The 16,055-nt window shown below is 34.5% G+C and carries 12 protein-coding genes and 1 pseudogene; 3 read left to right on the forward strand and 10 right to left on the reverse strand.

The window, feature by feature from the left end; all coding sequences use genetic code 11:
• Positions 1 to 279: 279 nt before the first annotated feature.
• From SPD45_RS02830 to SPD45_RS02840, 3 genes are all read right to left on the reverse strand, one after another.
• A complete protein-coding gene (locus SPD45_RS02830) occupies positions 280 to 423 on the reverse strand; it encodes a hypothetical protein (RefSeq protein WP_336266114.1) in 144 nt (47 codons plus the stop codon).
• Positions 424 to 668: 245 nt separating this feature from the next.
• Entirely contained in the window at positions 669 to 1,319 is a 651-nt protein-coding gene (locus SPD45_RS02835; RefSeq protein WP_336266115.1) for an SDR family oxidoreductase, read from the reverse strand.
• 293 nt (positions 1,320 to 1,612) lie between these two features.
• The gene (locus SPD45_RS02840; RefSeq protein WP_336266116.1) at positions 1,613 to 2,449 is read right to left on the reverse strand and encodes a helix-turn-helix domain-containing protein; all 837 of its coding nucleotides are present in this window, start codon (positions 2,447 to 2,449) and stop codon (positions 1,613 to 1,615) included.
• Between the two features lie 317 nt (positions 2,450 to 2,766).
• On the opposite strand from SPD45_RS02840, the gene SPD45_RS02845 reads away from it, so the two are divergent.
• Both SPD45_RS02845 and SPD45_RS02850 read left to right on the forward strand, forming a co-directional pair.
• Positions 2,767 to 3,336 carry a sigma-70 family RNA polymerase sigma factor gene (locus tag SPD45_RS02845; protein WP_336266117.1) on the forward strand — a complete coding sequence of 190 codons (570 nt, stop codon included), beginning with the start codon at positions 2,767 to 2,769 and terminating at the stop codon, positions 3,334 to 3,336.
• Between the two features lie 71 nt (positions 3,337 to 3,407).
• Positions 3,408 to 3,896 (forward strand): competence protein ComK, encoded by a 489-nt coding sequence (locus tag SPD45_RS02850; protein ID WP_336266119.1) that lies wholly within the window; start codon positions 3,408 to 3,410, stop codon positions 3,894 to 3,896.
• A gap of 463 nt (positions 3,897 to 4,359) precedes the next feature.
• On the opposite strand, the gene SPD45_RS02855 is transcribed toward SPD45_RS02850, so the two are convergent.
• The 5 genes from SPD45_RS02855 to SPD45_RS02875 all read right to left on the reverse strand — a co-directional run bounded on the left by SPD45_RS02855 (position 4,360) and on the right by SPD45_RS02875 (position 12,149).
• A complete protein-coding gene (locus SPD45_RS02855) occupies positions 4,360 to 6,045 on the reverse strand; it encodes a dihydroxy-acid dehydratase (RefSeq protein ID WP_336266121.1) in 1,686 nt (561 codons plus the stop codon).
• 14 nt (positions 6,046 to 6,059) lie between these two features.
• A complete protein-coding gene (locus SPD45_RS02860; protein WP_336266122.1) occupies positions 6,060 to 7,442 on the reverse strand; it encodes a GntP family permease in 1,383 nt (460 codons plus the stop codon).
• 513 nt (positions 7,443 to 7,955) lie between these two features.
• Positions 7,956 to 9,281, reverse strand: a complete 1,326-nt coding sequence (locus SPD45_RS02865) for a glucose-6-phosphate isomerase (protein WP_336266123.1) — start codon at positions 9,279 to 9,281, stop codon at positions 7,956 to 7,958.
• 78 nt (positions 9,282 to 9,359) lie between these two features.
• The gene (locus tag SPD45_RS02870) at positions 9,360 to 11,093 is read right to left on the reverse strand and encodes a phospho-sugar mutase (RefSeq protein ID WP_336266125.1); all 1,734 of its coding nucleotides are present in this window, start codon (positions 11,091 to 11,093) and stop codon (positions 9,360 to 9,362) included.
• Positions 11,094 to 11,501: 408 nt separating this feature from the next.
• Positions 11,502 to 12,149, reverse strand: a complete 648-nt coding sequence (locus SPD45_RS02875; protein ID WP_336266384.1) for a DUF6119 family protein — start codon at positions 12,147 to 12,149, stop codon at positions 11,502 to 11,504.
• A 60-nt stretch (positions 12,150 to 12,209) separates the two neighbouring features.
• On the opposite strand from SPD45_RS02875, the pseudogene SPD45_RS02880 reads away from it, so the two are divergent.
• Positions 12,210 to 13,328, forward strand: a pseudogene (locus SPD45_RS02880) (IS3 family transposase).
• Positions 13,329 to 13,536: 208 nt separating this feature from the next.
• Here the strand turns inward: SPD45_RS02880 and SPD45_RS02885 are convergent.
• Together SPD45_RS02885 and SPD45_RS02890 are read right to left on the reverse strand one after the other, a co-directional pair.
• A complete protein-coding gene (locus SPD45_RS02885; RefSeq protein ID WP_336266126.1) occupies positions 13,537 to 14,424 on the reverse strand; it encodes an alpha/beta hydrolase in 888 nt (295 codons plus the stop codon).
• A gap of 188 nt (positions 14,425 to 14,612) precedes the next feature.
• Positions 14,613 to 15,869, reverse strand: coding sequence for an NRAMP family divalent metal transporter (locus SPD45_RS02890; protein ID WP_336266127.1), 1,257 nt, complete (start codon positions 15,867 to 15,869; stop codon positions 14,613 to 14,615).
• Between the last annotated feature and the right edge of the window lie 186 nt (positions 15,870 to 16,055).

The following is a 16,055-nucleotide window of genomic DNA, read 5'->3' on the forward strand; positions in this document are numbered from 1 at the left end:
TTCCTTGTGTGCATCAGGATTTGTTTTTCATTCAATCAAATGAAATTCTTCAGAAAAACATCAAACGGTAATAAAATTGCACCTGAAAATAAGTTTGCCTCTCGTTCTATCTCTTTATACTACTCTTTATTTAATTGTGTAAACTCTACTTTATAAAGTAAAGTCCATTGATTTATGCATGTTTTTACGTTAAAATGGATATAGATAAGAAAAGAGGAAGGACGGTCATCCTCCCTCTTGCAGCCTCAGCCGTACAGGCGATGGTTGTCATAAATAAATTTATTTTTGAGAACCACCCTTTTGCTTGTCACGGCGTCGGGTGGTTTTCTCTTTGTTTAAAAAAGTTTTCAAAAATAGATGTGCACTAATCGCACGTACGATTCCTTTCAACACTTCTTTAAAAATACCAAAGAAGTCATCCATAATTATTACCTCCCTTCCCAATACATTGGAAAAGGATTTTCTATGACAATCATCCACCCATAAATGGTTAACTGCCTATTTATTTCATCCTAAAACAAAAGGAACATCCTACATAAATGAACACATGTTCTTACACTCATTTATGTAGTAAATGTTCCCTTCTACTCCAACTCTATCTTTTCGTCCATACGTTAACTTATATCTTTTACAGAAACCTTTGAACCTTATTCAAAATCCCGCACCAATTATAAATTCCTTACCGCTTCCTCCACATCGACATCTCCACGCACAACTTGAAACTCCCTGCCAATTGTCGCATCTTGTTCTAACACGGCTAAAATTACTTTCGCCACATCTGCACGAGCAACTTCATCTCTATTAACTTCTTCAGCGACTTCGACCTTTCCAGTCGGTGCTTCATTCGTTAATTTTCCTGGATGGATGATTGTATAATCTAAATCTGTCGCACGTAACCATTCATCCGCATAATGTTTTGCAACAACATATGGAGCGAACCCTTCCGGTGCTTCTTGAATCGCCGCTCTCGTCGTATCAAAAGAACTGATCATGACATATCGTTTAATTGCCGCAACTTTTGCCGCTTCAACTGTCTTTACTGCCCCATCCAAATCAACCATTAATGTTTTGTCTTTCCCCGTATGAGGACCAGATCCAGCTGTAAACACGAGCGCATCACAACCTTTCGCAGCCTCTGCGATTACCGGTACATCCTCTTCCAAATCACAAACGACCACTTCTGCACCATTTTCTTTAAAAAATGATGCTTGCACTTCGTCACGAATCATCGCTCGCGCTTCAATTGATGTATGTCCGTTCAAATATGTAATCAAATGTTTTCCAATTTGGCCATTCGCCCCAACAACTAACACTTTCATTACAAAACATCCCCTTTCTTTTACTCATTATAACAAATAAGAAGTAAAATTTTAATCAAATGAAAAACTACAATAACTTCCTGAGTCTCAAAAAGATAGAAGAAATATTTAAACAGACAATTATATAGTATTATATGTTTATCAAATCGAAGTACATGTTACTTTTATCGAAAAAACAAAGTAATCATAATTAACTTATTTAACCATATAAATAAGGATAGAAAATTCCCCAAAATATTTATGCCCCTCCTTGTTTCTATAAAATCAAACGCATATGAGGTAAAAGTATAATTTCAGCTTTTCTCTTCCACCCACTCCTCATCTGACAAATAAAGATACGACTGTTCAAGCTTTCCTCGATTCTTTTCCTGACGATATAGCTGTTTCGACAACCATTCCCATGTACGATATAAATATCCCTTTAAATTAGTTACCTTCCCCCATTTATATAAACGAATAACATTATAAAAATAATCAATATATTCTTCTGCTTTATCTTCTAAACTAAACACCCGCTCTTTCACCGTTGCTTTCGCTCGAAGTAATATACCATATATATCGTATAATTCTCTTGCATTAAAAAATGGGGTAAACGCATTATAAAACACTTCCGGAATCGTTAACTTCAATCCTCTTTTATACGCATATTCCGTTTCTTCCCATGTATCTTTATATGTATAAGCTTTATTAGGAGATTGGTAAAGAGCTTCTTTGGTGTGACTTTCCCCTGTGACTTCCCGTTGTGACTCTTGCTTTATAGGTGGATTATCTTCCACTTTTTCCCCTTTGATTCTTTGAATGACAATAATGTTTACCGAACGGCGCTTGTCTCCTTTTACACGTCTCGTTTCATATTGTTTGATGACACCCAACTGTTCCAGACGATTGCATGCACGGATGGCCGTTCTTCTTGACGTAAACCCCGATGCCTCCGCTATTTTTTGCTTACTTAAATAACAAACACCAATATATTTACATGCATATTGACTAATCATATGTAAAATGTCTCGATCAGTTTTACTTAAATCATATGTTCGCTTATGTTCTTTCACAGCCTCATTCATTTCTTCTATCGATGTAAAGTTTACTAAATTCCGCATCGTTTCATCATTCAAAAGTAATACGTTCATTTTTATCTCTCCTTCTTTGTGACTCAAAATACAATGTGAAAATTATTGTCACTTCTACAATCGAAAGAAGTTCAGAAAAAGAGTGATAGAAAAAATACTTGATAGAATTTCGATACTAACTTTTATAAAACATTGCTTAATTTGCATTTTTGCCAATAATTACCATAAATTATCCCAATTTCTCATTAAAAATAATGAAAAAACACGAATTTTTTAATAAAAATACACCAAAAAGGTCATAAGAACTAGTTTAAGAGAGTGTGCATTAATTCGATATTCCTATTAAAATAATAAAAAACTTATAGGAGGGAGCGAATTTGCAACATGATTTCGAAACATTTTTACAAATGAACGAAAAAAGAATTTACTTCCAGATCCAACGCTTGAATATTCATTACGCAGACTATGATGAATATTATACTGAAGGAATGCTGGCACTTTGGCAGGCATATAAGGAATTTGATGATACGAAAGGCAATATTGGAACATTCATCAACTACAAAATTCGTTTTAAATTATTGGATTTATTAAGGAAAAAGGTCCGCACACAAGAAAAAGATACCCATTATATCGAGGAAGTAAAGAAACAATTAACGAATGGCAACCATACAAGACATACAAATATTCCTCTACTAGATTTAACAGATGAAATCATACGAAAAACGTATATTTATCACGAAGAATTTTGGAAAACTATTCAATCAAAACTAACTGAAAATCAATGGAAGTGGGTGAAATACTTCATCATTGCGGAATTATCTATCAAAGAAATAATGGAATTAGAAAATGTATCTGCGGATGCAGTAAAAGGTTGGGGACGCGCGGTAAAAGAAAAGCTTCATCATGAGGAAATTCGAAAGATGCTCAATGAATTATCTGAATATTAAAATTAATTGGACAAAGTAAGTAAATAGACCTATAATATTATTGTATTTTAAATATCAAAGGAGAGATGATCATGGAGATTTTAGAAAATTATATGTTGAATTCTTCTTCTGTTGCATTGCTTCCTGGATATTCTATGGACTATGAGACGATTGTTATCGAAGAAATGAAGACTCTATATGTAAAACAGAGTATGATGTCCATCGTTCATGAAAGTTGCTTATTTATTGGATTAACTACATATGAAGCACGAAAAAAAGTCATTGCCAAAATGACTGCTTTTTTACGAAAAACCCCCATTTTATTTAGCGACACGAAAGATATTTGTTTCTTCCATACACATGGTAATCACAATTTAAATAATCATTGGTTTTCAGCTAATCACATCTTAGATATACACTCTTCAAAAAATAAAAATCACTGTAATGTGTACTTAATGAATGGTATGCAAATGGAAGTTCCTTGCAGCAAAGTATCATTCCAAAACCTTTATAACAGAGCATTAGCACTTCTTACTATACAGCAAACTAATCCAAGTGAGCGAATGAAAAGAATTACATAGAATAAAATATATACAAACACAATATACCATATTATTGTCTAATAAAAATTTACTTCATAACTGCAATATTTTTTATAGTTACCACTAATAGAACAGCTGAAGATTGTAAGATAAAGGAACCGAAAATATGTTTTACATATTTTGATTAAGCCCTATTACAACTAGAAAATATTCCACCACAGTTCTTTTCAAAAAGAAAATACAAAATGCGGTCTTTAGAGCCACAAAATGAATATAGTAGAGAAAAGGTGAATTTGATAAACATACCAAATTCACCTTTTCTTTACTCAGTCTTAAACAAATTTTTCCCAACAATAGCTGCAAGTATTCCAGCAATAATTGGACTTGGACAGGTTACACTAGATTAGACAGAATCGTTAAGGTCAGTTCTTTCACACCAAAAGATCTATACGCACGACACAAAAAAGAAGCCATCGCGGCTTCTTTTTCAAATTATTTTACATTAGTTTTCACGGCCATTTTTCGTTAAGAAGTCAAAATCTGCCCCTTTATCAGCTTGCATGACATGTTGATGATATAACCATTCATAACCTCTTTTGGCACCTTGTTTTGTTACAAAATTTGCTTTTCTTTCTTGTAATTGTTCTTCACTTATACAAACATTTAATAATCCTTTAACAGCATCTAGTTCAATCATGTCTCCATTTTCAACAAATGCGATCGGTCCACCAACTGCCGCTTCAGGTGTAACATGTAAAACAACGGCACCATCTGCAGTACCACTCATTCTACCATCAGAAATACGAACCATATTTGTAACGCCTTGTTCCCATAGCTTTTTAGGTATCGGCACTTTTGCTGTTTCTGGCATGCCCGGTGCACCTACAGGGCCAATCCCCCTTAATATAATCACACTATTCTCATCTACTGGTAATTCTGGGTCATTAATTTTTGCATTCATCTCTTTCATTCCATCAAAAACTAATGCAGGTCCACGATGGATCCAATATTTCTCTGGTACTGCAGAACGTTTAAATACCGCTCCAGTCGGCGCTAACGATCCTTTTAAAATTGCAATCCCACCATCTTCATTAATTGGTTGTTCCATAGTATGTAACACTGAGGATGCTTTAATCTCGATGTCTGCTAACACATCATTCCATTTCTCCCCAGTAATAACAACAGAATCTTGATGAATGAATGATTGTAAATGTTTCATTAAAGCAGGAATCCCACCTACCTCAATAAAATCCTGTAACGAATAAGCTCCCGATGGACTTACCGCTACTAAATGTGGGGTCGTTTCACTCCATTCTTTTAGTCGTTCGATACCTAAATGTAAACCGACTCTACCTGCAATAGCTTCTAAATGGATAATTCCATTCGTTGAACCACCTAAAGCGCTAACGACTCGATATGCATTTTCTAATGACTTTAAAGTAACGAATTGGTCTGGTGTACGATTTTCTCTCACCACCTCCACAGCTAAACGACCAGTTGCAATGGATGCTTCTTCCCTCTCGTTACTCATCGTTTCATAAAAAGCTGTACCTGGGATTGATAAACCTAAAGCTTCCACAATCGCAGCCATTGTGGAAGCTGTTCCCATTACATTACACGTTCCAGGAGTAGGTATAAGCTTACTCATATATGCATCCCAATCATGATCATTAATTTCATCTTTTTGACGCTTTTCTTTTTGTTCCCATAAACTATGGATCGTTATAGGTTTCCCACCACACATCGACGTTCCACGTGGACCAGCAGGTACAGATATCATCGGCTTTCCTGCACTAATCGCGCCCATTAATTGTGCTGGTACTGTTTTATCACAACCATTCAATAAAACGACCCCATCAATTGGACTACGGTTAATCATTTCCTCCACGTCCATCGTCATTAAGTTTCTTAATAATAATGAAGATGGATTGTTTATTTGTTCATGAATCGAAATAGTCGGAAACTCCACTGGGATACCACCAGCCTCTTCAATTCCCTTTTTCACATACTGTGCAATATGTTGTAAATTCATATTACACGGATTTAATTCACTCCAACTATTACAAATACCGATGACAGGCTTTTTACGCATATCTACCTCTTTAAAACCTGCCCCTTGCATAAACGCTCTAGCGATTGAACTTTCAATATCATTCGAACGTAAATATTTCCCATCTATTTTGCTCATTTTTTACCTTCTTCCTAAATAACATTGATTGTATGTAATAATGTAATAAATGCAATCGCAATGATTGATGCGACAAATGTTGGTAACGTAATATATTTCAATCCTTGTTTCGTATTAACATTAAATAAATGTAGCTGTATCCAAAATCCGCTATTATTCATATGGATAACTGCTAATGACCCTGCACCGATTGCTAATGTTGCCGCTTCAGGCGATAATCCTAGCAACGTTAAAACAGGTCCTAAAATACCTGCTGTTGTAAGTGCTGCTGTCGTAATCGATCCTACGGTTGCTACAAGTATTGCTGCTAATAAATAAGGAATAAGTATAACTGGAATATTGCTTTCTGCAACGGAATTGGCAATAGTCTCGACATGTTCATTTTCGCTAATAAGCGCAGCAATCGCACCACTCATTGCAGTGACTAATAAAGGCAAAATAGCAACAGCTAATCCACGACTTACCCATGATTCCATAATGATTTGTAAAAACGGTGTATCTTTTTTTATATTTTTATCTTCACGCCTGGCAGCTTCATATACATTTTGTTTATATAGAAAGGCAAGAATACATGTCATAATCACTCCACTAGATAAAGCGACAACTCGATCACCTAAAATGTTCATTAGATTATGTAAGCTTGTCCCCTCTGCCAATAATGTGTTAGCTACAGAAGATGAACCAATGAAAATAATCGGGATTAAGATTGGTAAAAACGCTAAGATATATGGAAAATGCTTCTTCGATCCTGTATCATCTACCCCAGAAAATTTCTCTAATGGTGCAACAAACTCTTTTTCTGTCCATTTCTTAAAAATGAACCACGTCATAAAAAACGCTACAAAACTAGTTAGTAACCCATATATAATAACGAATCCTAAATCAGCTTCTAACTCTAAAGTCGTCGCTAAAATTCCAGGTGTCGGAGGTACTAAACCATGTGTTAATATTAATCCTAAACCTGTAAATGCTACCATCGTTGTCATGGAAATATTTTTTAATTTTGCAACTCGGGATGCAATAGGCGCAACTAATAAGTTCGTAATATCCCCAAACACTGGAATGGAAATAACGAATGCCGATAATGCAGGCGCTAATTCCATACGCTTTCCTTTAAATATTTTATCAAAAAAAGCTGTAATGACATCTGCTGCCCGTAAATCAATAATACCTATTGCCAATATCGCTCCTAAAATTAAAGGTATTCCAATATTTCCTAAAGTTGATCCAAAACCATTATTGATCACTGCAATCACATCTAGTAAATGCATACCAGATATTAACCCTAATATTAAAGCTGCGAGAAACAATGAAATGAAAGGATTAATCTTTAATTTCATAATAAGAAAAACTAATACAGATAAACTAATAATAAGTGCTAAAATAAATGATACCATATGTTCCCTTCCTCCGTTCGTAAATTCTCCCCCAAAATTTATTGCTAGATTTTCGACAAGTGTTATTATCATATCAACCGTTATAAAAAGTTGTCAAAAAAGTCTACAAATTGTATAAAGGGAAGAAAAAGTTCAACAAAAGGCGATATTATGGAACTATTATGTATTATTTATAAAATTGATAAGTATTAGAAGTGTTTAGAAAGAGGATTTGAACGTATGAAAAAATGAACTAAGTTTGAGTGAATAGTAGTACACAACATTTAAAAAGCATTCTGAATCATACATGATGTAAGAAGTTTATTGACACTAATATTTATTATCAACAAAAAAGGATAATATGTATTACTATGTTATTTATAATTCATTTAACATGCTAAAATACGCACTAAATCAATAAAAGTAATAAACGAATAAAAGAAAAATTGACTGGAATGAGTCCGTACAATTCTAGGAACAAGCCAGTCAATTATCTGCTTAAATATTTAAGCTATCTATTGGGGTTCATTATAGTTATCGTAGTTTACTTTTACTAACATACCCGGGCTTTCCGAGCATTTCAAACATATTCGTCTTATATGCTTCCACACCAGGCTGATCAAACGGATTTACCTCCAATAAATAACCACTCATCGCACAAGCTTTTTTGAAAAAGTAAACGATATAGCCAAATGTATAGGCATCAAGACGCGGTAAATCTACCACCATATTCGGCACACCGCCATCGACATGCGCCTTCAATGCAGCATCACTAGCTACACGGTTTATTGCATTCAGCGATTTGCCAACTAAATAATTTAATCCATCTAAGTTTGCTTCATCACGTTCCACGACTACCGTTTCAGCCTCTTCATCCACACGCAAAATCGTTTGAAACAATTGGCGCCTACCGTCCTGGATATACTGTCCTAATGAATGCAAATCTGTTGGAAAATTAGCAACCGCAGGGAAAATACCTTTCCCATCTTTTCCTTCACTTTCTCCGAATAATTGTATCCACCAATCGGAAAAGTACCGTAGTTTCGGATCATAGTTTGATAAAATTTCTGTTGTAAAATTTTTCTCGTATAAAAGATGTCGAATGACGGCATATTGATAGGCAATATTATGTTGTACTGTCGGTGTAGCTAAATCTTCCGCCGCTTGCCTTGCTCCTGCGATTGCTGCATCAATATCAATCCCACTTACAGCCATCGGCAATAATCCGACAGGTGTCAGCACAGAATATCTCCCACCGATATCATCAGGAATAACAAATGTTTCATAGCCTTTTTCATCAGCTAACGTTTTTAACGCACCTTCAGACTTATCTGTAGTAACATAAATACGTCTTGCTGCCTCTTCTTCACCGTATTTTTCTTCTAAAAACGCACGGAAAATTCGAAACGCAATGCCCGGTTCAGTCGTCGTGCCACTTTTTGAAATGACATTAATAGATACATCCACATCTTTTAAAGCACGTAACAATTCCTTGTTATATGTTGCACTAATATGATGACCGGTAAAAATAATTTCTGGTATATCCGCTTTTTTACGCCCTAAATAACCGAATGTATCACCTAACATTTCAATTGCCGCATGCGCTCCTAAATATGAACCGCCAACACCGATAACGAGTAATACGTCCGAATCCTTTTTTACTCGTTCAGCGACAGCTTTCATGCGTGTTAATTCCACCTCATCTGCTGGAACATCTAACCAACCGAGAAAATCATTTCCAATTCCATTTCTTGAATGAATTAAATCATGATAATGACGGACAAGTGGCTCATAACTATTTATGTCTTTTTGCGAAACAAAACGTAACACATGCTCATATGAAAAATTTAAATATGCCATTGTTAACTCCTTAAATGAAAATAAAATGATAGTTATATACTACTATTTTCCTAGTAAATAATCCACAAATGCTATCTTTTAATTGGAAAAAGTAACTAAACGTTTCTCAATCGAACTTTGTAATTTTCGAATAAGTGCATGACTTTCCTCTAATGACGCTTCTTTCACCCCATAATAAAACTTAATTTTCGGCTCTGTTCCAGATGGGCGGATACAGACCCATGCACCATTATCTAATATATATTTTAACACATTCGATTTGGGCAACTTAATTTCCTCTACTGCACCATTCGCTACAACAAAACGCTGTTGTATTGCATAGTCTTCACGCACGTTTACGTTGGTATCGGCTAATTTAATTGGAGGGTTATTTCGGAAATCTTCTAAGATTGCCTGAATTTGTGCTGTACCATCTTTTCCTTCCAATGTAATCGATTGTAAATGTTCCACATAATACCCATATGTTTCAAAAATATGTTGTAAACCGTCATATAAATTTTTGCCTTGTTTTTTATAAAAGGCTGCTACTTCCGCAATTAATAAACAAGTTTGAACAGCATCCTTATCACGAACAAAGTCTCCAATTAAATAACCATAGCTTTCCTCATATCCGAATAAGAAGGTATGTTCTTTCGTCTCTTCAAAACCTTTCATTTTTTCTGCAATATATTTAAATCCTGTTAATACATCAATTGTTTTTACATCGTGTGCCTTCGCAATATCGCTACCTAATTCAGAGGTTACAATTGTTTTTAACACTGCCGCATTATCTTCTAATGTCCCTTGTGCTTTTTTCTCCGTAATTAAATAATGTAATAAAATTGCCCCAATTTGGTTTCCAGTTAATAATTTATAAGTTCCTTCAACGAGCACTGCTACTCCGACACGGTCTGCATCTGGATCTGTCGCTAATAACACGTCCGCATTTTGCTTTTCCCCTTCTTCCATTGCAAGCGCAAATGCTGAAGCTTCTTCAGGATTTGGATAATCTACCGTAGGAAAATCTCCATCGGGTTGCGCTTGATTCTCCACAACAGATACGTTTAAAAAACCTGCCATTTTAAGTGCTTCCTGCACTGGACGATTTCCCGTTCCATGTAAAGGGGTATAAACGATGGATAGTTCACGAGACATTTCCTCTACTAACGCTGGGTTTACTACAAGATTTTGTAGATTCGTTAAATAAGCCTTGTCCACCTTTTCGCCAATCATCGTTAATAGACCTTGTTCCACTAACGAATGTTCGTCTGTCACCTTGATCGTTAAAGGATTCTCAATTGCATCCACATTTGCTACAATTGCGTCTGCTGCTTCTGATGCAATTTGTGCTCCATCTTCTCCATACACTTTAAAACCGTTGTAAGCTGACGGATTATGGCTCGCTGTAATAACGACACCACTAAAGGCATGTAAATAACGAACTGCAAACGATAGTTCCGGTGTCGTACGCAAACTTTCAAATAAATATACTTTAATCCCTAAATTACCAATTGTTTTTGCTGTTTCCGTTGCAAATTCTGGTGACATATGACGACTATCATACGCAATAACGACACCACGACTTTTCGCCTCATCGCCTTTTGACTCTATATATCGTCCTAAACCTAATGCCGCTTTACGCACCATATATATATTCATTCGATTTGTTCCTGCACCGAGCAATCCTCGCATACCAGCTGTTCCAAATTCCAAATTTTTATAAAAACGCTCTTCCATTTCTTTTTCATCTTGTATATTTAGTAAGTCTTCTTTTAATGTTCCATCTAAGTTTGGAAAGTTTACCCAAGTTTCATATAACGTTCTAAAACCCACGCCACATCCTCCTAAAATATTACACATAATAAACATATATTATACCATATATAGGTCGAATTACCGAATAATATCTAAAATGATAAATTTTTAAAAGAACACTAATTAATAACCAAAAATAACTTTATCATGCATAAATTTTATTAACAGAGCTCAACTTTTAATATTTGACCTCTGTTAACTTCAACTTATATAATTTAATAATATATACTGATTAATTATTTCAAATAACAATTCACATCAATCAAACATACATTGTTTTTACCTAACCTCAAAATATTTAAACCTATTCCGGTTCCTTTATACTACTTTGCTATCTGGTGTAATATTTTTTATTAATTTAGGTATGTGTAATTTTTCCACTTTAAATTTTCTGCTTTGTAATAAGAAAACATTATGCATAAAATTTTACTTTGAGAAAAACGGTAATCTCTCAGCCATCGTTTTATTCCATTCATATATAATCGCAAAAACAATCTTGTACTGTAGGTTATTATCATTTTGGTTAATAAAATACGCCTCCATACCACCTGCTTCTTTAATACTATCGTTAATTTGTTGAGTAATTGATTCATCACTAAACACGATATCCGCACTTACTCTACCTTGTGAAAACAAATGACTAATAGTTGCAGACCTTGTCCAAGGCTTTACATGTATAATATATTTATCCTTTGACAACAAGTCACAAAATTCGAACTTACTATTTTCGATATAAACAAATTTCCTGTCCATACATACTATATCTTCGCCAATCTCGGCGACTATTTTATTATAGCACTCTTGAGTAGTATACTCTTCTAAAAAAGGAGGTAACACTACCTCGCTGTTTGGTATATTTGAAATGAATTTATTTACTTTTTCAACATAATTATTATCAACTTCAAACCAAGAACCAGAATGTTTTATGAAAGTTTTATTGTCAATATTAAATTCAATGTTAATACAGTTATACAAAGACCAAGAATGTATTGCCATATTTTGTTTTAAATCATACGTATAGACTTTATCTGTCTTTGATTTTCTAATAGAATAAAATGATAGGTTACACTTAATTAGACAGTTTCATTAAGGTCATATAAACTTGATTCAACAGAAAACAGAGGAGAATCAATTATGACTAAAAGAAAAAGAAGAACATTTACTAAGGAATTTAAAAAACAAGTTGTTAAGCTTTATGCCACCGGAAAACCCTGGAACGAAATTATTTAAGAATACGAACTGACACCATCTGCCGTTGATAAATGGGTGCGCCGGCATAAGGATTCTGGGTCGTTTGAAGAGAATGGAAATCGAACACTTGAACAAGAAGATTTACTTAAATTACACAAGGAAAATAAGTAACTAGCGATGGAGAATGATATTTCAAAGCAAGCCACCGCGCTGATAATGGGACGAAAGTAGATGTAATCAGAAATAACAGTCATAAATACTCGATATCATCTATGTGTGGTGTCCTGCAAATTCAAAGAAGTACGTATTAATATGAATCCAAAAATCGTAAAAATAACGATGGAAAATTAACAATTTTAATTGTGGACATCTTCAAAAAAGTGCCGTAATATCTATGGTCAAAGAAAAGTCAAAAAGGAACTTGCAAAACCTGACTGGACCGTGTTTCGCCGTCATATTGTCCGAATCATGAAAGAACAAGGTTTTGTGTCTAAATACACTGTAGCCAAATTTAAACCAACAAAATCAATCTATAATGAATCTGAAGTTGAAAAAGTATTGAATCGTGAATTTGATCAGGAACATGCATTAAAGGTTGTTGTCAGTAATTTAACCAATGTGCGTGTTGATAAGAAATGTTATTACATCTGCATTTTGATAGACTTATACAACTGTGAAATCATCGGCTATAGTGCTGGTCCTAATAAGACTGTAGCATTAGCTCACTGTGCTTTTCCTTCTGTCTAATACAAACTAAATCGACTTGAAATATTTCACAAGGATCGTGGTAATGAGTGTAAGAATTATTTCATTGACGAAGCACCGGAAGTTTTCAGGATTGAACAATCTTTAAGTGAAAAGGCTCAATCTACGACAATGCCTTCGCCGAAGCAATGTTTAAGACTATTAAAATAGAGTTTGTCAATGGTACCAATTTCCCTTGCCAACAAGCACTTGAGCTTGAACTTTTTGATTATGTTCATTGGTTCAACAAAATTCGGATTCATAGATTCATTAAATTATTTAACGCTTGCCGAATACAAGTTATTAAATACAAAATAACCTTAAAAGAATTGTTCAGTTTAGGGTTGACATTCCAACTCTTATTATATTGTTCCAACGTTTCATTATCCATTTCTCCATTTACAGTTGATTTTAAGTAATAAAAAAGAATAATACAAACGGCTTTAATCCTTTATGTGATAGAATTAAAGCCAATTTCTTCTGTTTATCTCAATTCAACATCATCTTCACTCATACTATTCTCAACTTATCTGTATTTACTAATGTTTTTAATAAGTGCTTCAGAGTTATTACCTACTTGTTCAATCGTTAGATTCTTTTTAAGAAATTCAAGGATTTTTGGAGCGACAATTGTGTTAGGATAATCATTGATACTGCCGCCTTCTAAATTAGCAGTTATATTAAACCATAAATGTCCTTTATCTGGAATTGAAAGGGTTTCTACCTCTAAACCAAATGCCTCGAGGTTTTTTGCAAACTGCTTAGATTGGCTAGGTGGGACTAACTTATCTGTTTCACCCCATATTAGAAGAAAGCTAGGGTTAAAAACAGGATTAATGACTGCCTCTTCAATATAGTAATTAGGAGATGCTAACCTATACTTCTCTGGATTGTCTATCATTGTTGACCCAATAAGTTTTTCTGCAAGCTTCTTAAACTCCTCATTTTCTCGTAGATCATCCCCTAATAAATCATACACACCATATATACCTATACTTGCCCGTATTTTAAAACTAGCATTAACAGGATGCTGAAGTATATAAAGCGCTCCTATATGAGCCCCTGCTGAATCTCCAATGATGGCCATTTTAAGGGGTTCTATTCCTAATTCATTTGCGTTACTTACCAACCAATTTATAGCTGATTGAACATCGTCAACTACACCTGGCCAGGATGCATCATTAGGTGTCGCTAATCGATAGTTTATCGATAAAGCAGCATAGCCTTCTTTTGCTAAATAAGGTCCCCACTCATTATACTTTTCTTTCGATCCAGACTCAAATCCTCCACCATGAATTAGCAATAATATAGGTAAATCTTTTCCTTCAACAGGACTGTAGTAATCTGCCGTTAAGTATTCTCTATCTGTTTTTCCTACAACTATATTTCTTTCCATAAATATCTCTTTACTCATTCTATTCCCTCCACACAAAACCTGGTATAAATCAACTACTAAAAGAGAGACAGGTCAACTATGAATGCCACTCTTTCTTTTATATCTAAATGACTTTACTATCCTATTGAGACAGTGATTATAAATTAAATACTCCAAAGTGTTAAAAATTCATTTAATATTTCATCCTAACCTAAAATATTTAAATTCTATTGAAATATACTTGAAATCATCGGACCAATTGAAGTAAATGACATGATAAGTGAGAATAACACTGCTAGAATACCGACAATATTGATTAGTAACGAGTTGGTGTATTTACCCATAAGTTTTTTGTTATTTGCTAACATTAATAATACAAATGCTGCTATAGGTAAAAACAATGCTCCTAAAGCCTGGGATGCCATTACTAAAACAACCGGACGTGTCCCTAGAAAGGCCATAATGGAAGCAGCTAATATGTTGATTACGACCAATACCCTAAATGGTGTTGTTTTCAGACCTGGATCAAGCCCTAAAATGCTTGGAATAACAACACCTGGCCCCATACCTGCTGCGATTACAGACGAGAAACCAGCTGAAAAAAGTCCAATTGCAAAAGCTATTTTAGCCTTATTTCCATATAAAGGAACAAGTTGTTCCCCGAGTACTGTCGCAGAAGTGACATCTACCTCCTTACCATATAAGGTCGCTGCTGCAGTAATCATAATCATTGCAGATACTCCTATCATAATCGGAGCCATAATATAAATATCATTTCGAGCTTTATAAAGATCCTTAGGTCCTGACCATCTTTCTCTAAGTGCTGTACTCTGTACAAAGAAGAGATAACCAGTAATCATCGTTGTACCTGTTAATGACAACATATGAGGACCAGCCCCTGTCGGAACAGAAGGGATAAATGCTCCTTTTAATACTTCACCTATATTTGGACTAGTTAATAATATTGTGATTAAAAAACTCAATGTAAACCCTAAGATTAAATACTTTAATAAATTTTCAATTGCTCTAAAATTACCTGCTAAAATGATTGGTATAGCTACTATTCCTGAAATGGCAGCCATATGTCCGATTTGTAAATTCGGGAAAAAGAAACTTAATCCCATACCAACACCCATAATACTCCCGTAGACATATATAATACATGTAATAAAAACTGAAATAACTATCAGCCATATTGTAATATTTCGTAAAACCGGATTTGCTATATCTTCACGTATTGCTTCCTGGAGTGTCTTTCCTCCTCCTAAAGATAGCCTTGCAACCATGTCACTTTGAGCTATCCAAAAAAAGAAAAAGAAAACTAACATCCACAAAAGAGCATATTTATAGGAAGCCCCAATTACACTAAGGGTTGCCACTGATCCTGGCCCTATTCCAGCTGCGGCAACAAATGCAGTAGGACCAATATTATTCATCCTTTCCTTCCATGTCATTTTTGTTGTCTTTCCAAGATTTTCACTCATACCAGTTCCCCCTTTAACTACTCACTCTGAATTTAATGTATACATAGGGTTTTACTTATCCAGACCTAACATATAAAAGATTAATAACAATAATCCATCTTATAAATAAAATATGCCATGATATACCCATTCTATAATTTCATAAAATTAAAGCAGAGTGTTTCTGACATATCCTATACGAATCTT

Source organism: Pseudogracilibacillus sp. SO10305, assembly GCF_037072005.1.
Taxonomy (GTDB): domain Bacteria; phylum Bacillota; class Bacilli; order Bacillales; family Amphibacillaceae; genus Pseudogracilibacillus; species Pseudogracilibacillus intestinigallinarum.

Bases quoted from the DNA above. Each gene is read 5' to 3' on its own strand.
- SPD45_RS02835 (WP_336266115.1), bottom strand. From the start codon at position 1,319: ATGAAAGTGTTAGTTGTTGGGGCGAATGGCCAAATTGGAAAACATTTG.
- SPD45_RS02850 (WP_336266119.1), top strand. From the start codon at position 3,408: ATGGAGATTTTAGAAAATTATATGTTGAATTCTTCTTCTGTTGCATTG.
- SPD45_RS02865 (WP_336266123.1), bottom strand. From the start codon at position 9,281: ATGGCATATTTAAATTTTTCATATGAGCATGTGTTACGTTTTGTTTCG.
- SPD45_RS02855 (WP_336266121.1), bottom strand. From the start codon at position 6,045: ATGAGCAAAATAGATGGGAAATATTTACGTTCGAATGATATTGAAAGT.
- SPD45_RS02885 (WP_336266126.1), bottom strand. From the start codon at position 14,424: ATGAGTAAAGAGATATTTATGGAAAGAAATATAGTTGTAGGAAAAACA.
- SPD45_RS02830 (WP_336266114.1), bottom strand. From the start codon at position 423: ATGGATGACTTCTTTGGTATTTTTAAAGAAGTGTTGAAAGGAATCGTA.
- SPD45_RS02840 (WP_336266116.1), bottom strand. From the start codon at position 2,449: ATGAACGTATTACTTTTGAATGATGAAACGATGCGGAATTTAGTAAAC.
- SPD45_RS02860 (WP_336266122.1), bottom strand. From the start codon at position 7,442: ATGGTATCATTTATTTTAGCACTTATTATTAGTTTATCTGTATTAGTT.
- SPD45_RS02890 (WP_336266127.1), bottom strand. From the start codon at position 15,869: ATGAGTGAAAATCTTGGAAAGACAACAAAAATGACATGGAAGGAAAGG.